Below are 18655 nucleotides of genomic sequence, written 5' to 3'. Positions count from 1 at the left end.
ACGCGCGGTGCGGGTGGGAGACTTGTGAAGATCCTGCGGAGATGCCGGGCGGCGCGACGAGGCACCCGGGCGTGTGCGCGAGAATGAACGGGTGACCCTCTACCGCGACGAAGGCATCGTCCTGCGCACCCAGAAGCTGGGCGAGGCCGACCGCATCGTGACGGTGCTGACCCGGCGCAGCGGCCGGATCCGCGCCGCGGCCAAGGGGGTGCGCAAGACCAGGTCCCGCTTCGGCGCGCGGCTGGAGCCGTTCACGCACGTCGACCTGCAGCTGTACGAGCGCCGCTCGCTCGACCTGATCACCCAGGCCGAGACGCTGCGGCCGTACGGCGAGGCGCTGGTGAGCGACTACCCCCGCTACACGGCGGGGACGGCGATGCTGGAGACCGCGGACAAGCTGGCCGGCGAGGAGGGCGAGCCCGCGCTGCGGCAGTTCCTGCTGCTGGTCGGCGGGCTGCGCACGCTCGCCGAGCGCGGCCACGACCCGCGGCTGGTGCTGGACGCCTTCCTGCTGCGCTCGCTGTCGGTCGCCGGGTGGGCCCCGGCGCTGGACGAGTGCTGCCGGTGCGGCACCCGCGGCGGGCTGCGCGGGTTCGCCATCGCGGCGGGCGGCGCGATCTGCGCGAACTGCCGGCAGCCCGGTGCCGCGACGCCGGCGCCGCCGACGTTCGCGCTGATGCTGGCGCTGCTGCGCGGCGACTGGGAGTACGCCGACGCCAGCGAGCCCCGCCACCGGGTGGAGAGCAGCGGCCTCGTCGCCGCCTACCTGCAGTGGCATCTGGAACACGGGATCCGCTCGCTGCGGCACGTCGAGCGCGAGGACCGGGCGGACCGCGCCGACCGCGACTTCACGGCCGCCGGCGACGACACCAACAGGGAGAGAGTGTGAGAAGGGCCGTATCGCCCCCGGAACCGCATCGGAACGGCGCGACGCCGCCGCCGATCCCCGCGGACCTGGTGCCCCGGCACGTCGCCATCGTCATGGACGGCAACGGCCGCTGGGCCAAGGAGCGCGGGCTGCCGCGCACCGAGGGGCACAAGCGCGGCGAGGACTCGCTCTTCGACGTGATCATGGGCGCGATCGAGCTGGGCGTGCCGTACCTGTCGGCGTACGCCTTCTCCACCGAGAACTGGAAGCGCTCGCCGGACGAGGTCCGCTTCCTCATGGGCTTCAACCGGGACGTGATCCGCCGCCGCCGCGACCAGCTGCACTCGATGGGGGTGCGGGTGCGCTGGGCGGGCCGCCGCCCGCGGCTGTGGCGCAGCGTCGTCAAGGAGCTGGAGACGGCCGAGGAGATGACGCGCGAGAACGACGTGCTCACCCTGCAGTTCTGCGTGAACTACGGCGGCCGTGCCGAGATCGCGGACGCCGCGGCGGCGATCGCCCGGGACGTGCGCGCCGGCCGGCTCAACCCCGACAAGATCAACGAGAAGGTGTTCGCCCGGTACCTCGACGAGCCGGGCATCCCGGACGTGGACCTGTTCCTGCGCTCGTCGGGGGAGCAGCGCACGTCCAACTTCCTGCTGTGGCAGTCGGCGTACGCGGAGATGGTCTTCCTCGACACGCTGTGGCCGGACTTCGACCGCCGGCACCTGTGGCACGCGTGCGAGGTGTACGCCTCCCGCGACCGCCGGTACGGCGGCGCGCTCCCCAACCCGGTGGAGCCCACCGCCGCGACCGGCTGACGCGGGCCCGGCTCAGACGAGCGCGGCGTCCAGGGTGATCTTGGTGCCGGTGAGGGCCTGGCTGACCGGGCAGTTCGCCTTGGCGTCCTGCGCGGCCTTCTCGAAGGCGTCCGCGGACAGCCCGGGCACGCTCGCCCGGACGGTCAGGTGGATGCCGGTGATGCCCTCGCCGGGCTGGAAGGTGACCTCCGCCTTGGTGTCCACCTTCTCCGGCGGGTTCCCGGCGCCGGCCAGGCCGTGCGACAGGGCCATCGAGTAGCAGGTGGAGTGGGCGGCGGCGATCAGTTCCTCAGGGCTGGTCCGGCCGTTCGGCTCCTCGCTGCGGGAAGCCCACGTCACGTCGAAGGTGCCGACCTTGGACGAGTCGAGCGAGACATTGCCCTGACCGCTGAGCAGCGGCCCTTCCCAATGCGCGTTTGCGGTGCGTGTCGTAGCCATGCCCCGATTCTCCCCCACACCGGCCGCGGTGGACGCGGAAGCCCCCGCATCGCGCGACGATGCGGAGGGATTCCACGAGATGCCTAGTTCACGTTGACGGCCGACCAGCCGGCGGCGACGGCGTTGTACTGGGTCCTGTTGGCGCCGTACAGGTCCTTGGCCGTGGCGTCAGCCGGATCGGGGCCGGCAGTCCGGGCAGGTGCCGAAGACCTCGACGGTGTGCGTGATGTCGGCGAAGCCGTGCTCGGCGGCGATCGCGTCGGCCCAGCGCTCCACGGCCGGGCCCTCCACCTCGACCGTCCGGCCGCAGGCGCGGCAGACCAGGTGGTGGTGGTGCTCCTCGGTCCGGCAGGCGCGGTACACCGCCTCGCCCTCGTCGGTGCGCAGCACGTCGACCTCGCCGGAGTCGCTGAGCGCCTGCAGCGCCCGGTACACCGTCGTCAGGCCGATCTTGGAGCCGTCCGCGCGGAGGTCGGCGAAGATGTCCTGGGCGCTGCGGAAGCCCTCGCAGCCGGCCAGCACCTGCCGCACCGCGTCCTGGCGGGCCGTCGTCATCCCCTGATCACCTCCGCCTCGGCGTCCACCCGCAGCCGCTCGCCCGGCCCCGGGCCCGGGACGGCGTCCCCGGCGGGAAGGGCCCTCGCGCGCCTGCGCCGCACCACGGTCCCCCCGGCGGCCGCCACCGCGAAGAGCGCGAGCGCCAGCAGCACGATCGAGGGTCCCGGGGGAAGATCGTACTCGAAGGAGCCGGCGAGCCCCGACACGGCCGACAGTACACCGACCCCCATCGCCAGCAGCATCGTGCTCCGGAACCCCCGGGTGACCTGCTGCGCCGCCGCCACCGGCACGATCATCAGCGCGCTGACCAGCAGCAGCCCGATCGCCCGCATCGCGATCACCACGGTCACCGCGGCGGTCACCGCGATCAGCACGCTGAGGAACCGGACGGGCAGCCCCGCCGCCCGCGCCACCTCCTCGTCCTGGCACAGCAGGAACAGCTCCCGGCCGAACACCGCGACGATCCCGAGCACGACGAGCGCGAGCGCCGCGACCACGTACAGGTCGGACGCCGAGACGCTGCTGATCGACCCGAACAGGTACGACTGCAGGCTCGTCCCGCCGCCCTGGACGTTGGTGAGGATCACGCCGCCGGCCAGCCCGCCGTAGAACAGCAGCGCCAGCGCCACGTCGGCGCCGCTGCGGCTGCGCGCGCGCAGCACCTCGATCGCCACCGCGCCGAGCACCGCCACCACCAGCGCGCCCAGGACGGGGGAGGAGCCGGTCAGCAGCCCGAGCCCGATGCCGGTCAGCGCGATGTGCCCGACGCCGTCGCCGAGCAGCGACAGCCGCCGCTGCACGATGAACGTCCCCACCGCCGGGGCCGTCAGCCCGATCAGCACCGCCATCACCAGCGCGATGCGCATGAAGTCGAACTGCAGCATCTCCGTCACGTCGCGCTCCCCCTCGTGCCGCCGCCCACCGTGTCGTTCGATGCGTCGCTCGCCGTCTCGCGGACGATGCGGCCGTACTCCAGTTCGACGGTGCGGGTGATGAGCGGCTCCATCGGGCCCAGCTCGTGCGCCACCAGCACCACCGTCCGGCCCGCCTCGGCCAGCCCGCGCAGCGTCGCCGCGAGCGCCGCCTGGCTCCCCGCGTCCACGCCCGCGGTCGGCTCGTCCATCACGAACACGTCCGGCTCGCCCGCCAGCGCGCGGGCGATCAGCACCCGCTGCTGCTGCCCGCCGGACAGCAGGTGCGCCGAGTCCCGGGCGCGGCCGGTGAGGCCGACGGCCTCCAGCGCGCGGTCGACGGCGGCGCGGTCGGCGGCCCGGTCGGTGAACAGGACGGGCCGCCAGCGCGACCGCCGCGCGACCCGTCCGGACGAAACGATCTCCCGGACGGTCGACGGGACGCCGCCGCCCATCGGCAGCCGCTGCGGGACGTACCCGATGCGCTGCCAGCCGCGGAACCGGGCGGGCGGCTCGCCGTAGATCTCGGTCCGGCCGGCGGCCAGCGGGACCAGCCCGAGCAGCGCCTTGACCAGCGTGGACTTGCCCGCGCCGTTCGGCCCCATGACCGCCAGCACGTCGCCGGCCGCGACCCGCAGGTCGACGCCGGACAGCACCTCGCGGCCGTCCCGCCGGACCACGCCGCCGGTCATCCGGAACGGCGGAGCCGCCCCGTCGCCGGCGGTCATGCGGGCCTCTTCGCCGGTCATGAGCACCCCAGGGCGGGACGCAGCGTCCGCAGGTTCCGGTCCATGACGGTCAGGTAGTCGTCGGACGAGCCCGGCCCGACGCCCTCGACCGGGTCGAGCACGGCGGTCCGCACGCCCGCCTCGCGGGCCAGGGAGTCGGCGACCTTCGAGCTGACGAGCCGCTCGGTGAAGATCGTCGTGGCGCCGGCCGCGCGGACCTCGCGGGTCAGCCCGGCGAGCCGCTTCGGCGAGGGCTCCATGGAGGGGTCGATGCCCGCGATCGACACCTGGCGCAGGCCGTACCGCTGGGCGAGGTAGCCGAAGGCGGCGTGCGCGGTGACGATGTCGCGGCGGGCGCAGTTCTCCAGGCCGTCGCGGAACCGCCGGTCGAGGCCGGTGAGCTGCACGGCGACGGTCTGGGCGCGCTGCTTGTAGGCGGCGGCGTGCGCGGTGTCGGCCTTGGCGAGCCGGTCGCCGAGGGCGGTGGCGATGGTGGCCATCCGGACGGGGTCAAGCCAGACGTGCGGGTCGTAGCCGACGTCGGCGTGGCCACGGTCGCCGTCGTGCTCCTCGATCTCGCTCTCGTCGTCGGACGGCGGCGGCAGCGTCCTCACCAGGCCGGCGGCGTCCAGCGACCTGCCCTTGGCGTGCTTGCCGACGGCGTCGTCCACGGCGGGCTGCACGCCCTTGACGTAGACGGCGAGGTCGGCCTTCTCGACCTGCGCGACCTGCCGGGCCGTCAGCTCCAGGTCGTGCGGCTCGGCGCCGGGCCTGGTCAGCGTCCGGACGTACACGTCGCCGCCGCCGACCCGCTCGGCGAGCCAGGCGGCGGGGTAGAAGGACGCGACCACGGACGTCCTGCCCGGCGGGACGTCCGCGACGGCGCTGCCGCAGCCCGCCAGCGCGGCGCCGAGCCCGGCGGCGGCGAGGGCCGCGGCGGGAACGGACGCCGGAACGGCGCGGAGCGGGTTGCGGGGTCGGAGCACCTCACGATTATGGACGAAGATGAAAACGGTTGTCAAAACCGCCCAATGCCCCGTCCCAGGGCGAACCCGACGAGCACCACCAAAGCCACGACGCGCAGGATCCTTCCCTGCGCCTCCAGCTCCGGCCAGTTCAGGAACGCGAACCAGGCCAGCGCCGCCGCCAGCACCAGCACCCCGGCCGCCGCCACCCAGCCCGTCCCCGCCATGCCGATCACCAGCAGCGCGAACACCGCGACGAGCAGCACCCAGCGCGGCAGCCGGTGCAGGAACACCACCGGCGCCGCGCTCCACCGCTCGACCGCCGCCCGCACGCCGCCCGCCGGCCGGTCATGTCCGCTCCGTGTCTCCACGGGCCCAACGTACTGCGAGGATGGGCGGATGATCGCGATAACCCGGTACCGCGTGCCCGCGGCGGACGCCGACGGCTTCGCCGAACGCATGTCCGCGGTGCTGGCGGCGCTGTCGCGCAGCCCCGGATTCCGGTCGGGCCGGCTCGCCAGGACCGTCGACGAACCCGGACTGTGGGCGGTGGTCACCGAGTGGGACGGCGCCGGCCACTACCGCCGCGCGCTCGGCGCCTACGAGGTGCGGATGGAGTTCATGCCGCTGGCCGCGCTGGCCGTGGACGAGCCCGGCGCCTACGAGATCGTCACCGCCCTCCCGCGCTGACCCGCCGCAGGTCAACGGACCGGGCAATACCGGGGCAAGAAGCGGCCGGGCCCGGTTTCGGCGCCGCCTTTCAAGGTCATCTTTGCCGGGTCACGATCATGCCGCCGGGCCGTGCGGCCACCGCCCCGCCCGGCGTAGCTCGGGGGAGAAGTGATGCGCCGTGTCGTCTCGCAGACCGCTGTCGTCCTGCTCAGCTCGGCCACCGGGACGGCCGTCGTCGCGTGCCTCGGCACCCTCAACGCGGCGGCCCCCGCGCGGCCCGCGGCCCACGCGGCCGCCGCGCTGCCCGACGGCGCGCCCGGCCGGGCGGCGGGCGACGCCAAGCCCCGCTCGGTCACCTACCGCGGCGTGCGCGTCCCCGTCCCGGCGGGCTGGCGGGTGATCAGCCTCGACCTGGACCCGTCCGCCTGCGTCCGCTACGACCTGCACGCCGTCTACCTGGGACGTCCCGGGCCGCAGCCGGAATGCCCGGCCCGCGTCGTCGGCCGCACCGAGGCCGTGCACGTCCAGCCGCTGCGCGGCGCGGCGGCGTCCCGGACGGTCGTGCACGGCGACAAGCTCGGCTCGTTCACCGTCCGGCCCACGATCGGGCACGAGACCAGCCTGGCCCTGCCCGAGGCCGGCGTCAGCATCACCGGTGTGTACGGGACGGACCCGGTGGAGCTGCAGCGGGTCCTGCGCGGCACCCGACTGACCACGAAGCGGACCGGTGGGACCGGGAAGCCCCATGCACACGGGAAGCCTCCTGCCCCCGCGAAGCCTCCCGCCCCGGCGAAGCCCCATGCCTCAGCGAAGCCCGCCGCGCCCGGGAAGCCTGCCAAGCCAGGGAAGCCCGCCGCGTCGGCCGAGCCGGGCGCGCCGACGTCGACGCCGGCCGTCCGCCGCAGCGCCGGGGCGGAGCTGCCGGAGCGGCTGGACTACGCGTCCGGCAAGGGCTTCGACACCTGCACGGCGCCGGCGATCTCCACGATGAAGGCGTGGCGATCGGCCTACAAGGTCACCAACATCTACATCGGCGGCGCCGCGCGGGGGTGCGCGCAGCCGAACCTCACCGCAGCGTGGGTGAAGAAGGTCCACAAGATGGGGTACCGCATCCTGCCCACGTACGTCGGCCTGCAGCCGCCGTGCGGCACCCGCCCGCAGAAGTTCACCAGGAAGAACGCCGCGTCCCAGGGCAAAAGGACCGGGGCGGACGCCGTGGCCCGCGCCAAGGCGCTCGGCATCCCGGACGACAAGCCCATCTACCTCGACCTCGAGGCCTACAACAGCAACAACGCCACCTGCAAGGCCGCCGTGATGCGCTTCGTCGGCGCCTGGGTGAAGACGGTCGCGAAGAAGCACTACAAGCCCTGCCTCTACGGCAACGCGAGCTCGGGGATACGCGACGTGGGAGCGGCCGCCGGGATCGCCAAGCCCGTCGGCATCTGGTTCGCCAACTGGGACCGCAAGGCCCGCGTGTACGGCGACAGGTACCTGCCGGACCGCTGGTGGCCGCCGCACCGCCGCATCAAGCAGTACCGGGGCGCCCACAAGGAACGGCACGGCGGCGTCACCCTGAACATCGACAGCAGCCTCGCCGACGGCCGCGCCTACTGATCCGGGCCGACCACGACCGGCCCCGCGGCGCGGCCTCGCGGCAGGCCCCGTGGCGCGGCCTCGCGACCGGCCCGCGGCGCGGCACGCCCGGCACGACGGGCGCGCCGCGCCGGTGCCGTCCGGTGACCCCGCCGGGTGCCCTAAGCTGGGGAATGCTCTGAGGCGCCGGGGAGACCGCGCCTCACGGCTCTTTCACAGCGCACCATCACCGGGGATCACCATCGCCGCCGTCCCGCCGTTCCGCGGCGGCCGGGGCGTTCGCACTGACCCGCCGACCGCCAGCCGGATGGAGAGAAGACTCATGGCACGCCGTTCCGATGTGCTGGACACGATCGTCAACCTCGCCAAGCGGCGGGGCCTGGTCTACCCGTCGAGCGAGATCTACGGCGGGCTCCGCGCCTCCTGGGACTACGGGCCGCTCGGGGTCGAGCTGAAGAACAACGTCAAGCGCCAGTGGTGGAAGTCCATGGTGCAGGGCCGCGACGACGTCGTCGGCCTGGACTCGTGCGTCATCCTGGCGCGCGAGGTCTGGGAGGCCAGCGGCCACGTCCAGGCGTTCGTCGACCCGCTCACCGAGTGCCAGTCCTGCCACAAGCGCTTTCGGGCCGACCACCTGGAGGAGGCCTACGAGGAGAAGCACGGCCGGGCGCCCGCGAACGGGCTCGCCGACATCACCTGCCCCAACTGCGGGGTGAAGGGCTCCTTCACCGAGCCGAAGATGTTCAACGGCCTGCTCAAGACCTACCTCGGCCCCGTCGAGGACGAGTCGGGCCTGGCGTACCTGCGCCCGGAGACCGCGCAGGGCATCTTCATCAACTACCTGAACGTCCAGCAGTCCGCGCGCCGCAAGGTGCCGTTCGGCATCGGGCAGATCGGCAAGTCGTTCCGCAACGAGATCACGCCGGGCAACTTCATCTTCCGGACGCGCGAGTTCGAGCAGATGGAGATGGAGTTCTTCGTCAAGCCGGGCAGCGACGAGGAATGGCACCAGTACTGGATCGACGAGCGCCTGCAGTGGTACGTCGACCTCGGCATCCGCAAGGACAACCTGCGGCTGTACGAGCACCCGGCCGAGAAGCTGTCGCACTACTCCAAGCGCACCGTCGACGTGGAGTACAAGTTCGACTTCGTCGGCAGCGAGTGGGGCGAGCTGGAGGGCGTCGCCAACCGCACCGACTACGACCTGTCGACGCACTCCAAGGCGTCCGGCACGGACCTGTCGTTCTTCGACCAGGAGTCCGGCGACCGGTTCACCCCGTACGTGATCGAGCCCGCGGCGGGCGTCGACCGCTGCACGCTCACCTTCATGATGGACGCCTACGCCGAGGACGAGGCGCCCAACGCCAAGGGCAAGCTGGAGAAGCGGACCGTGATGCGGCTCGACCGGCGGCTCGCCCCGGTCAAGGTCGCGGTGCTGCCGCTGTCGCGCAACGCGGACCTGTCGCCGAAGGCCCGCGACCTCGCCGCGCAGCTGCGCCGCAACTGGAACGTCGACTTCGACGACGCGGGCGCGATCGGCCGCCGCTACCGGCGGCAGGACGAGATCGGCACGCCGTTCTGCGTGACGGTCGACTTCGACACCCTCGAGGACGACGCGGTGACGGTCCGGGAGCGCGACTCGATGAGCCAGGAGCGCATCGCGATCGGCCAGGTCGAGTCGTTCCTGGCCGCGCAGCTCCTCGGCTGCTGAGCCGCCGCGGCCGCGAACGAGGTCGCCGCGATCGTGGCCGTGTGAACGTGGCGGCGGGCCGCCCCCTTGCGTGGGGGCGGCCCGTCTTTCCTTGGGAGCGATCGAACCTTGGGCGGGAGCACGTCGTTCGGGAGCCTCTTCGGGAGCGCGCCCCCTCTGGTGGGTCAGCCCGTGACGTACAGGGTCTGGTCGTAGGTACCGGAGCCGGCGGTCGTCTCGCCCTGCAGCTGGTACGTGGCGGTGACGGTGGCGGTGGACGGGCAGAGGAAGTTGCTGCCGGACTGCTTGTTCACCGTCGCGTTGTTGACGCCGACCTGGGCCTGGGCGTTGCTGGTGACGGGCCGGTTCGGGTTGTCGGGGTTGTAGCCGTTGGCGGTGAGACTGCCGCCGAACACGCAGGTGATCCCGCCGAACAGGTCCACGACCGCCTTGACGCTGAAGTTGGCGATCGTGATGGCCGCGTCGCGGTTGCCCGTGTGGCCGGAGTCGTAGGCGACGCTGCCGCCGTTCCACGGCAGGGCCTGCGGGGTGATGGTGACGGAGGCGGTGCCGGTGCAGCTGCTGAAGTCGGCACCGGCGATGCTGAGGCCGGTGCCGTCGGAGTTGATCGAGCCCGTCATCGTCGACTGGCTGCAGGAGCCGCTGCCGATCGAGGTGGACACGGTCGCGTTGCCGAGCAGCGAGGCCTGCACGTTGCCCGAGTAGGCGTCGGCGGTGGCCGAGCCCTTGCGGATGGTCGTGGTCGCGGCCGAGGCGGGCGCGATGCCCGCGGCGAGGACGGCCAGCGCGGCGGTCCCGATGATCGCGGTCTGTCTGAGTCGTGCCACCGGATACTCCTCTGTCCGGTTCGGGGTGGGCAACGCGAAAGTAATTCGCCTTTCCTGGGCTCGGCAATGGGTCGAGGCCCAATCCGGCCTGGCCGGATTGGGACACCAGCCAGTGTCTGCTGGTAAGGACGGGTGGGGCGGGGGCGGTAGCAGGCTGTGGCGCCCGCGTCCGGTTGACGGCGCCCGGACTCCGTGCTTTCTCGCTTTGTTGCGGTCCAACGCGCCCGGTGGCGAAGTGGCCTAGATTGGGCCGGACCACCGCCGCCGGCCCGGCGGCCGGAGGACGGTGAGGAGGGCCCATGCGCGCACCGCGCCGATCGCCCGCCGCCGTCCGCTGGCTGCTCACCCTCGCACTCGGCCTGCTCGGCCTCGCCGGCGCGCCCGCCCCAGGCATGCTCGCCGGACCGACTAGTGGCGCGGCGAACGTCGCGGCGCGCGCCGGCTCCGTCCAGTACTCGCCCGGACGCGCGTCCTCGCCGCGGCCGGCCCATGCGGTCGCCGCAGTGGCGCGGCATCACGCCGGAGCACCCGCGCCGGCCACTCCGGGCGCGTTCGCCGCCGCGGGACCGGACGTCCGTCCGGCGCTCGTCCGGCTCGACCGGCCCCTTCCCGCCTTCACCGCGCCCGTCGTCACGGCCACGGGCGCGCCGCGGGGACGCGCCCCGCCCGCCTCCACCCGGATCTGACGTTACGTCCAGCGGCGCCGCGCCCGGCAGGCGGCGGCGCCATCGCTCCGTGTGGAGGTTCCCCCTTGACTCGCGCCAACGCGGTGCGGGCGGTCCTGGCGTTCGCCGTTCTCGCCGCATCGCTGTACTTCGCATTGTCCGAACCCGCCCGGCTCGGCCTCGACCTGCGCGGCGGGACGCAGATCGTCCTGGAGACCCGGGACTCGCCGTCGGTGAAGGCCGGCCGCGAGGCCACCGACCGCGCCCGCCAGGTCCTGCACCGCCGCATCGACGCGCTCGGCGTCGCCGAGGCGTCCATCACCCGCTCCGGCGACCGCCGGCTGATCGTCGAGCTGCCCGACGTGCAGGACCCGTCGCACGCCGCGGCGCTGCTCGGCCGCACCGCCCAGCTCACCGCCCACCCCGTCCGCGCCGCCGACGGCCGGGCCGGCGGCGGCGAGAAGGAGGTCCCGGACGAGAGCGGCCAGCCGGTCATCATCGGGCCGGCCGTCCTCACCGGCGACGGGATCGGCTCGGCCGGCGCGTCCTTCGACCCCGAGGGGCTCGGCGGCTGGGACGTCGGCATCACGTTCCGCGGAGGCGGCGGCGCCGCCTGGGAGAAGGCGACCGCCGAGGCCGCCTGCGCCGCCGGCGACGAACGCCGCGTCGCGTTCGTCCTGGACGGCAGGGTCATCTCGTCGCCGCAGGTCAGCGAGGACGTCGCCTGCGGCACCGGGATCACCGGCGGCTCCACCCGGATCACCGGGAACTTCGGCGCGGACGAGGCCAAGGACCTGGCCGCCCTCGTGCAGGGCGGTGCCCTCCCGGTCCCGGTGAAGATCGTCGAGCAGCGGGTCGTCGGCCCCACCCTCGGCGAGGAGGCGATCCGGGCCAGCGCCTGGGCCGCCGTCATCGGCGTCGCGCTCACCGGCCTGTTCATCGTCGCGGTCTACCGGCTCGTCGGCCTGCTCGCCACCCTCGCGCTGGCCGGCTACGCGCTGATCTCCTACGCCGCGCTCGTCGCCGCCGGCGCGACGCTCACCCTGCCCGGCCTGGCCGGGTTCGTCCTCGCGATCGGCATGGCGATCGACGCGAACGTCCTGGCCTTCGAACGCGCCCGGGAGGAACGTGCCGCCGCGCCCGGCCGGACCCCGCGCAACGCGCTCGCCATCGGGTTCACCAAGGCGTGGTCGGCGATCGCCGACTCCGCCGCCACCACGCTGCTCGCAGGCGGCCTGCTGTTCTTCCTCGCCTCCGGGCCGGTCAAGGGATTCGGCGTCACCCTGTGCATCGGTGTGCTGGCCTCGCTGGTGTCGGCGATGCTGCTCAGCCGCGTCCTCACCGACGCCGCCCTGGCGCGCCTGCCCCGCACCGGCCGTTCCAGGGCGGGCGGCCTCACCGCCGGCGGCCGGGTCCGCCGATGGCTGGACCACCGCCGTCCCGACCTGATGAGACGCCGCACGCTCTGGCTCGCGATCTCCGGCCTCGCCGTCGCCGTCGCGCTCGCCGGAATCGTCACGCGCGGCCTGAACTACGGCGTCGAGTTCACCGGCGGACGGGCCGTCGAGTACACCACGAACCGTCCCGTCGACATCGACGACGCCCGCGCCGCCGTCGTCCGCGCCGGATTCCCGCAGGCCACCGTGCAGACCTCCGGCAAGGACGGCATCGCCGTCCGCACCACCGAGCTCACCGACGCGCAGGAGAAGCGCATCCAGGACGCGCTCGCACGGCAGGGCGGCGGCGCGGCCAAGCAGCGTGACGAACTCATCGGCCCGAGCCTCGGCGGCGAGATGCGCACCAAGGCGATGATCGCGCTCGGCGTCGCCCTGCTGGTGCAGCTCGGCTACCTGTCGTTCCGGTTCCGGTGGACGTTCGCGGCCGGGTCGGTGCTCGCGATGCTGCACGACGTGGCCATCGTCACCGGCCTGTTCGCCTGGCTCGGCAAGCCGGTGGACGGCGTCTTCCTCGCCGCGCTGCTCACGGTCATCGGCTACTCGGTGAACGACTCCGTCGTGGTGTTCGACCGCGTCCGCGAACTGCGGACCGCCGAGCCCCGCACCCCCTTCGCGGAGGTCGCGAACCGGGGTGCCCTCCAGACCGTCCCGCGCACCGTCAACACCGGCATGGGCGCCCTGTTCATCCTGGCCGCCCTCGCCGTCCTCGGCGGCGACACGCTGACCGACTTCGCCATCGCCCTCCTCGCGGGCATCATCGTCGGCACCTACTCCAGCGTCTTCACCGCCACCCCGCTCGCGATCGCCTTTGAACGCCTTGCGGGCCCACCCCGCCACCGCCCGGCCCCGGCCTCCCGCCCCGCGCGCCGAACACCGGGCGACTCGGGCGCCGTCGTCTGACCGGCGACGTGCCGCCGGCAGGCCGCCGGCGGCACGTCATCCGGCCACGCCGTCATGGTCCGCGACCAAGCAGACGACCGACCTTTGACGCTCTTCCCAAGCACGCCGGGTCGGCTGCAGCTGCCCAGGCCGCTTCTCACTCACCTGCCGGCCGCCGAACACCATTCCCCGCAACGCCCCACAGCCCTTCTTCGCCATTGCGGTCTCCGCGCTCTTTCCCGGCCACGCCGCTCCGGAGAGCGTGAAAGCACCGACCACCCGCCGCTCGTAACCGGACCGGCAGTCGACGAATGCTTCGCCATCGTCCAGCCGCCATTTCCTGACGCACTCGCCCGGCCGGAGTTCCGCAATGTCCTTCCAGCCCGTGGACGGCGCTGAGGCGGGCGACCACGCACCGGTACGGCGAAGCACACAGGCCACTGCGCGGTCGCCGCGCTCCCACGCTTCGGGCCGCGGACGGTCGACGCGTACTTCCAGGGCATCGCCTCGGCGGTCGTCCGGCCAGAACCCGATCCGCTTCTCGCATGCATTGCCCGCCGCTGCCACGAGCGCCGCGTCGCCGGGATAACGCCCACCGGCCAAAGCCGTCACGACGCCGACTTCCCCTTCGTGCGGGCCTTGGCACGGCGCCTTGGTCACGTATATTCCGGTGACGCCCTCTTCCAACCCGTTGAAGCAGTCATCCGCGTGCAAGAGCGTGACCCGCTGGCCACGCGGACCGGTCACGGGGGCGCTGCCGCCGCGCCCATGGAACATCACGAAGGCGACGGAGACGACCAGGCCGACGACCAGTGCGGTGACCACGAACCGCGGCGGGACGGGCGAGGTCACTGGGGCATCACCGAATGCCGGAGCGGGCCGTCCACGCCCTTGGCCAAGCAGGTGATCAGCCGGTCGCCGTAATTCCACCCTTTCTTCGACGGGTAGGCGTACCACAGTTCGACGCCCCTGGGCGTGTGGGATTTGAAGACCTTCTTCGCGCGCTTGGTGCACCCGTCGGACGCCTTCTGTTCGAGAGTCCGGACGGACGGGTAGTCGTCGCCGTGCATGCGGAAGTTCGCGAAGACCTGTGCCTCGTGCGGCCGCCCGCAGTCGACGACGGGGAGCTCGGGGGAATCGTCCTGCCATCGCTCGATGCAGTCACCGGGAGCCAGCGCCAAAGTGGACTTGGGTCCCCACTGCAGGAATTTGAGCGGCGCCGTGAGGTCTTCCTTGCCGGTGTAGTGGAGGACGCAGGTGATGTGGCGGTCCCCGTGCTCCCAGGCGCTTCGGCGGGGCCGGTCCAAGCGCAGCTCGATGTGGTCGCGGAAAGGGTTGTCCACGAGGTCCTTGGTCTTCTCCTCGCAGACCTTCGTCGCCTCGGAGACGAGCGACGCGTCGCCGGGGTAGGGGACGGCGGGCAGCGTGACCTCGGCGCCGACCTCCCCTTCGTGGGGCAGCGTGCACCCCGCGATCGTCACGTAGATGCGGTTGAGATCCTCTTCGTAGTCGAGGAAGCAGGCCCCGGTGCCGAGCGTCGTGACGCGCGGCTTGCCGTTCTTCGTGGCCGAGGCCGCCGGGGCACCCTTGCCGGTACCGGCGCTCAGCGTGCTCGCGGTCACGACGGCCAGCGCCCAGACCGCGGACGCGGCGAGGCCGCCGATGGCGAGGCCTCTGCCCTTCTCGCCGCGGCGTCCGGTCTGCACGAGGGCGGCGACGGCGAACCCGATCGCGAGGACGACCAGACCGAGGAGCCCGGTGACCAGCGCGACGATCGCGAACCGGTTCGTCCGGCGCGGAGCCGGTCCGTATCCGAACGGTGGCGCGTACACGTACTCGACGGACGGCGCCGGAGTCTCCTCGCGCGGCTCGTCCGGCGGAGCCCAACCGCTCGCGTCGGGCTCGGGTCGCGGCGAATCGGCGCCGGGGCCGTCGTCCTGGAGGTTCATCCGGGCATCACCGAATGCCGGAGTTGACCGTGGAGGGGGGCGAGAGTGCAGATGATGCGCCGTTCACCGAGGGTCCATCCGTGTTTCGAAGGAAAGGCGTATCCCGGCACGAGGCTCGTGGGCGGCTGCGCGCCGAACAGGTCCGCCGCACGCTCGGCGCAGTCTTCGAAGATCCCGTCATCGGCGGCCGGAGAAGTGGGGTAGGTGTTACCGCGCAGGTCATAGGTGGCGTACACCTGGGCTTCGTGCGGCACGGAGCAGTCGACGGTCTCCAGTTGGGCACTTCTCCATTTGCGGATGCAGTCGCCGGCGACCAGTTGCATGAGGTCCCTCGGCCCCCATGTCAGACTGCCGAGCGTGCCCATCAGCCTTTCCTTGCCGGTGTACCGGAGAACGCAGGTGGCGAGGTGCTCGCCGTGTTCCCACGCGTCCCGCCGAGGGCGGTCGATGTGCATTTCGAGGTCGCGGGCGAAGCGGTTTTTCATCAGGTAGCGGGTCTGCTGTCCGCACAGTTCGGTGGCCTCGGCCACCAGCGCCGCGTCGCCGCGATAGGCGGAGCCGGGCATCGTGACAACGGCGCCGATCTCTCCCTCGTGCGCCCCAACGCAGGGCGCCGGCCGCACGTAGACGCGGTTGATGTCCTCCTCCAAGGCGTTGAAGCAGTCACCGACCTGCATTGCCGTGACGCGCGGCTTGCCGTTCCGGACGTCCGGTGCCGCCGCGGTTCCACTGTGGTCCGAGTGACGGTTGGTCACGAGGACCGCAACGGTGGTGAGGGCGATGATCCAGGCGGCGGACGCGGCGAGGCCGCCGATGGCGAGGCCTCGGCCCTTCTCGCCGCGGCGTCCGGTCTGCACGAAGGCGGCGATGGCGAAGCCAATCGCGAGGACGACCAGGCCGAGGAGCCCGGTGACCAGCGCGACGATCGCGAACCGGTTCGTCCGGCGCGGCGCCGGCGCATAGGCGAACGGTGGCGCGTACGTGTCCTCGATGACCGGGGCGCCCGGGCGAAGCGCGTCCGGCGGAGCCCAGCCGTTCGCCTCGGGCTCGGGTCGCGGCGAATCGGCACCGGGGCCGTCGTCCTGGAGGTTCATCCGGGCATCACCGAACGCCGGAGGGGACCGCCCACCGCCTCGAACAGGCAGAGGACACGCCGCTGCTCGCCCTCCACCCAATCGTCCTTCGAGGGCGTGGTCTGCACCGGCATCACCCCGTTCGGCGGATCGGCTCCGAAGAGTTTCGCTGCTCGGACGATGCAGCCTTCGGCTGCCTTCTTACGGACGGCATTGACGCCGGGATAGGTCTCCCCGCGCAGCTCATAAGTGGCGTAGAGCTGGTACTTGTGCGCCTTCGCGCAGTCCACCGTCCGAACGCCGTCGTCGTCCCACTTGTCGATGCAGTCGCCGACGATGAGATCCACGGAGTACCTCAACCCCCACGTCAGGTGGCTGAGACTGTCGACGAGCCTCTCGTCGCCCGTGTAGAGCAGGACGCAGGTGACGTCGCGGTCGCCGTGCTCCCAGGCTGCCCGGCGAGGACGGTCGAGGCGGAACTCCAGGTGGGCGGCGAAGCGGCTGTTCATCAGGTGCCGGGTCTGCTCCTTGCATTTCTTCGTCGCCTCGGCCACCAGTGCGCCATCACCGGGATAGGAAGAGGCGGGCATCGTCACCTTGCCGCCGATCTCGCCTTGGTGCGGCTTCGTGCACGGCGTCATGGTCACGTAGGTGCGGTTGAGGTCCTCTTCGAAACCGGTGAAGCAGTCGCCGATGTACAGGCCCGCGATGCCCGGCTTGCCGTTCTTGAATTCGGGGTCCGCTACGGGGTCGTCGGAATGGTGCGTGCTCGTGGTCACGACCACCGCGGTGGTGGTGAGGGCGATGATCCAGGCGGCGGACGCGGCGAGGGCGCCGATGGCGAGGCCGCGGCCCTTCTCGTTGCGGCGTCCCGCCTGGACGAGGGCGGCGATGGCGAAGCCGATCGCGAACACGACCAGGCCGACGAGCCCGGTGACCAGCGCGACGATCGCGAACCGGTTCGTCCGGCGCGGCGCCGGCGCGGAGAAGAACGGCGGCGCGTGAACGGGCCGGCCGAGAGGCGCTGGAGCCTGCGGGGACTCAGCGGGCCGCAGGGGTTGCGCGGGTTCGGCGAATGGCGCGTCCGGTGGGGCCCAGACGTTCGCGTCCGGGGGCATCGGTGCGGTCTCGGGGGAGTCGGGAGTGCTCACTCGGGGACCACCGATCGGTTCAGGGAACCGCTCGTGCGCTTCGCGATGCAGAAAGCGACCTTGATGCCGGTGTTCCACTGCTGGTCGCTCGGGTAGAGGTAGCCGCCCTGAATGGAGAACTTCGGCGGGCGGGCTGCGAAAACGGCCGTTCCACGCTTCTCGCAGTACCGGGTGACCTGCTTTTCCAGGGCGCCGTGCCCCGGATACGCCTTGCTCTTCCGTTTCGGGAGAAGTCGCGTGACGTCGACCTTGCTGTACACCTGGAAAGTGTGCGCACTATTGCAGGATGTCGTGTGGTAAATGGTGTCGTCTCCTGGTACGCCTGTGAGGCAGTCGCGGACCGCGAGCTCCTTGTAGAGCTTCGTCCCGCGTTCCACGGTGGCGGCGAGCGGTGAGGTCAGCGCATTCCCTCCCGTCAGGCGGAGCATGCACGTCACCTTCCGGATCCCGTTGTCCCAGCCGTCGCGCTTCGGTTTGAGGAAGTAGGACTGGAGGTTCTTCCTGAGCCGGCTCCTGGCCAGCTCGCCGTACCGCGCCTGGCACAACCGCTCCGACGTCGAGTTGATCCATGCGTCTCCCGGAAAGGACGGCCTGTCCGGGAGGGTGGCCGTCGCGACGACCTCGGCGCTGTGCGGCACGGTGCACGGCATGACCTTCACCGTGCGCGTGGTGTCGCTGACCGGACCGGTGAGGCAGTCCCCGATCCGCAGATCCTTCGCGAAGATCTTGCCGCCGTTGACGACGTGGCCCGCCGCGTCCCGCTTCGTGGAGGCGAACGGGCTCACCACCGCCTTGTAGACGACCACGCCGGCGCAGGTCCACGCCAAGGCGGCGACGAGGCCGCCGATGGCGAGGCCCCGGCCCTTCTCGTTGCGCCGGCCGACCTGCACCAGCGCGGCGATGCCGAACCCGAGCGCGAAGACGACCAGGCCGATCAGCCCGGTGATCAGCGTGACGATCGCCAGCCGGTTGGTGCGCCGGGGAGCGGCGAACCCCATCGGCTCGCCCCCGTACGGCCCTCCTGGGTACGGTGCGCCGGCTCCCGCTCCCGGTGGCCCGTACGTGGGCGGCGGGTCGTACTCGCCGGGCCGGGTGGGCCAGACGGCCGGCTGCTCGTGAAGCGGCGTCCCCGCCACCGGCAGGGGCGTGGGTCCGAGATCGATCCCCGGCTGCGGCGGCGTCCCGGCCGCACTGTGGTCGAAAGGCTGCTCTGGAGGATTCATTCGGGCATCACCGAGTGCCTGAGGGGGCCGCCGGCGGCGTAGGGGGCCGGGGTGGGGGGCTCCGGGACGTCGTCAGCGTCCGGTGGTGTCGTCACAGCGGGAAGGTACGGGATCAAGGTCACAAATCGCGCGTTTCGGGCGGTCGTCGCCGAGTTGTGATCAAGGAAAT

General features: G+C 72.3%; 19 protein-coding genes. 7 read left to right on the top strand and 12 right to left on the bottom strand.

Annotated elements, in window-relative coordinates:
* The first annotated feature begins 91 nt into the window (after positions 1–91).
* Both recO and ABD296_RS31885 read left to right on the top strand, forming a co-directional pair.
* On the top strand, positions 92–889 hold the full coding sequence (gene recO / locus ABD296_RS31890) for a DNA repair protein RecO (protein WP_344275641.1): 798 nt from the start codon (positions 92–94) through the stop codon (positions 887–889).
* The gene (locus tag ABD296_RS31885) at positions 886–1686 is read left to right on the top strand and encodes an isoprenyl transferase (protein ID WP_344275638.1); all 801 of its coding nucleotides are present in this window, start codon (positions 886–888) and stop codon (positions 1684–1686) included. Before recO ends, ABD296_RS31885 begins: the two co-directional genes overlap by 4 nt.
* A gap of 12 nt (positions 1687–1698) precedes the next feature.
* On the opposite strand, the gene ABD296_RS31880 is transcribed toward ABD296_RS31885, so the two are convergent.
* From ABD296_RS31880 to ABD296_RS31855, 6 genes are all read right to left on the bottom strand, one after another.
* A complete protein-coding gene (locus tag ABD296_RS31880) occupies positions 1699–2124 on the bottom strand; it encodes an OsmC family protein (RefSeq protein WP_344275635.1) in 426 nt (141 codons plus the stop codon).
* Between the two features lie 168 nt (positions 2125–2292).
* The gene (locus ABD296_RS31875) at positions 2293–2679 is read right to left on the bottom strand and encodes a Fur family transcriptional regulator (RefSeq protein WP_344275632.1); all 387 of its coding nucleotides are present in this window, start codon (positions 2677–2679) and stop codon (positions 2293–2295) included.
* Positions 2676–3575, bottom strand: a complete 900-nt coding sequence (locus ABD296_RS31870) for a metal ABC transporter permease (RefSeq protein ID WP_344275629.1) — start codon at positions 3573–3575, stop codon at positions 2676–2678. Before ABD296_RS31870 ends, ABD296_RS31875 begins: the two co-directional genes overlap by 4 nt.
* Complete coding sequence (locus ABD296_RS31865) at positions 3572–4342, bottom strand: metal ABC transporter ATP-binding protein (protein WP_407061535.1); 771 nt, start codon at positions 4340–4342, stop codon at positions 3572–3574. The genes ABD296_RS31870 and ABD296_RS31865 overlap by 4 nt, the downstream gene beginning before the upstream one ends.
* Complete coding sequence (locus ABD296_RS31860) at positions 4339–5307, bottom strand: metal ABC transporter substrate-binding protein (RefSeq protein ID WP_344275626.1); 969 nt, start codon at positions 5305–5307, stop codon at positions 4339–4341. Before ABD296_RS31860 ends, ABD296_RS31865 begins: the two co-directional genes overlap by 4 nt.
* Positions 5308–5339: 32 nt before the next feature.
* Positions 5340–5657: a DUF6703 family protein gene (locus ABD296_RS31855; protein ID WP_344275623.1), complete on the bottom strand. Its 318-nt coding sequence runs from the start codon at positions 5655–5657 to the stop codon at positions 5340–5342.
* Between the two features lie 28 nt (positions 5658–5685).
* On the opposite strand from ABD296_RS31855, the gene ABD296_RS31850 reads away from it, so the two are divergent.
* The 3 genes from ABD296_RS31850 (at position 5686) to ABD296_RS31840 (ending at position 9262) form a co-directional block, all read left to right on the top strand.
* A complete protein-coding gene (locus tag ABD296_RS31850) occupies positions 5686–5976 on the top strand; it encodes an antibiotic biosynthesis monooxygenase family protein (protein ID WP_344275620.1) in 291 nt (96 codons plus the stop codon).
* 153 nt (positions 5977–6129) lie between these two features.
* Positions 6130–7572, top strand: a complete 1443-nt coding sequence (locus tag ABD296_RS31845) for a DUF1906 domain-containing protein (protein ID WP_344275617.1) — start codon at positions 6130–6132, stop codon at positions 7570–7572.
* A gap of 301 nt (positions 7573–7873) precedes the next feature.
* Positions 7874–9262, top strand: a complete 1389-nt coding sequence (locus ABD296_RS31840) for a glycine--tRNA ligase (protein ID WP_344275614.1) — start codon at positions 7874–7876, stop codon at positions 9260–9262.
* Between the two features lie 164 nt (positions 9263–9426).
* On the opposite strand, the gene ABD296_RS31835 is transcribed toward ABD296_RS31840, so the two are convergent.
* Entirely contained in the window at positions 9427–10089 is a 663-nt protein-coding gene (locus ABD296_RS31835; RefSeq protein WP_344275611.1) for a hypothetical protein, read from the bottom strand.
* Between the two features lie 299 nt (positions 10090–10388).
* Here ABD296_RS31835 and ABD296_RS31830 point away from each other — a divergent pair, with 299 nt between their 5' ends.
* Both ABD296_RS31830 and secD read left to right on the top strand, forming a co-directional pair.
* The gene (locus ABD296_RS31830) at positions 10389–10775 is read left to right on the top strand and encodes a hypothetical protein (protein ID WP_344275608.1); all 387 of its coding nucleotides are present in this window, start codon (positions 10389–10391) and stop codon (positions 10773–10775) included.
* Between the two features lie 65 nt (positions 10776–10840).
* Positions 10841–13111 carry a protein translocase subunit SecD gene (secD, locus tag ABD296_RS31825; RefSeq protein ID WP_344275605.1) on the top strand — a complete coding sequence of 757 codons (2271 nt, stop codon included), beginning with the start codon at positions 10841–10843 and terminating at the stop codon, positions 13109–13111.
* 36 nt (positions 13112–13147) lie between these two features.
* Here the strand turns inward: secD and ABD296_RS31820 are convergent, their stop codons facing one another.
* Genes ABD296_RS31820 through ABD296_RS31800 form a run of 5 tightly spaced genes read right to left on the bottom strand, consistent with a single transcriptional unit; the run spans position 13148 to position 18486 of the window.
* Positions 13148–13942 (bottom strand): septum formation family protein, encoded by a 795-nt coding sequence (locus ABD296_RS31820; RefSeq protein WP_344275602.1) that lies wholly within the window; start codon positions 13940–13942, stop codon positions 13148–13150.
* Positions 13939–15039, bottom strand: coding sequence for a DUF4190 domain-containing protein (locus tag ABD296_RS31815; RefSeq protein ID WP_344275599.1), 1101 nt, complete (start codon positions 15037–15039; stop codon positions 13939–13941). The genes ABD296_RS31820 and ABD296_RS31815 overlap by 4 nt, the downstream gene beginning before the upstream one ends.
* Entirely contained in the window at positions 15036–16133 is a 1098-nt protein-coding gene (locus ABD296_RS31810) for a DUF4190 domain-containing protein (protein ID WP_344275596.1), read from the bottom strand. The genes ABD296_RS31815 and ABD296_RS31810 overlap by 4 nt, the downstream gene beginning before the upstream one ends.
* Entirely contained in the window at positions 16130–17263 is a 1134-nt protein-coding gene (locus ABD296_RS31805) for a septum formation family protein (protein ID WP_344275593.1), read from the bottom strand. Before ABD296_RS31805 ends, ABD296_RS31810 begins: the two co-directional genes overlap by 4 nt.
* Positions 17260–18486, bottom strand: a complete 1227-nt coding sequence (locus ABD296_RS31800) for a DUF4190 domain-containing protein (protein WP_344275590.1) — start codon at positions 18484–18486, stop codon at positions 17260–17262. The genes ABD296_RS31805 and ABD296_RS31800 overlap by 4 nt, the downstream gene beginning before the upstream one ends.
* Positions 18487–18655 lie beyond the last annotated feature (169 nt).

It is taken from the genome of Actinomadura napierensis (assembly GCF_039529375.1).
In the GTDB taxonomy this organism is placed as follows: domain Bacteria; phylum Actinomycetota; class Actinomycetes; order Streptosporangiales; family Streptosporangiaceae; genus Spirillospora; species Spirillospora napierensis.
The sequence above is the reverse complement of the archived record's forward strand: the minus strand, read 5'-3'. Positions and strand labels throughout refer to the sequence as shown.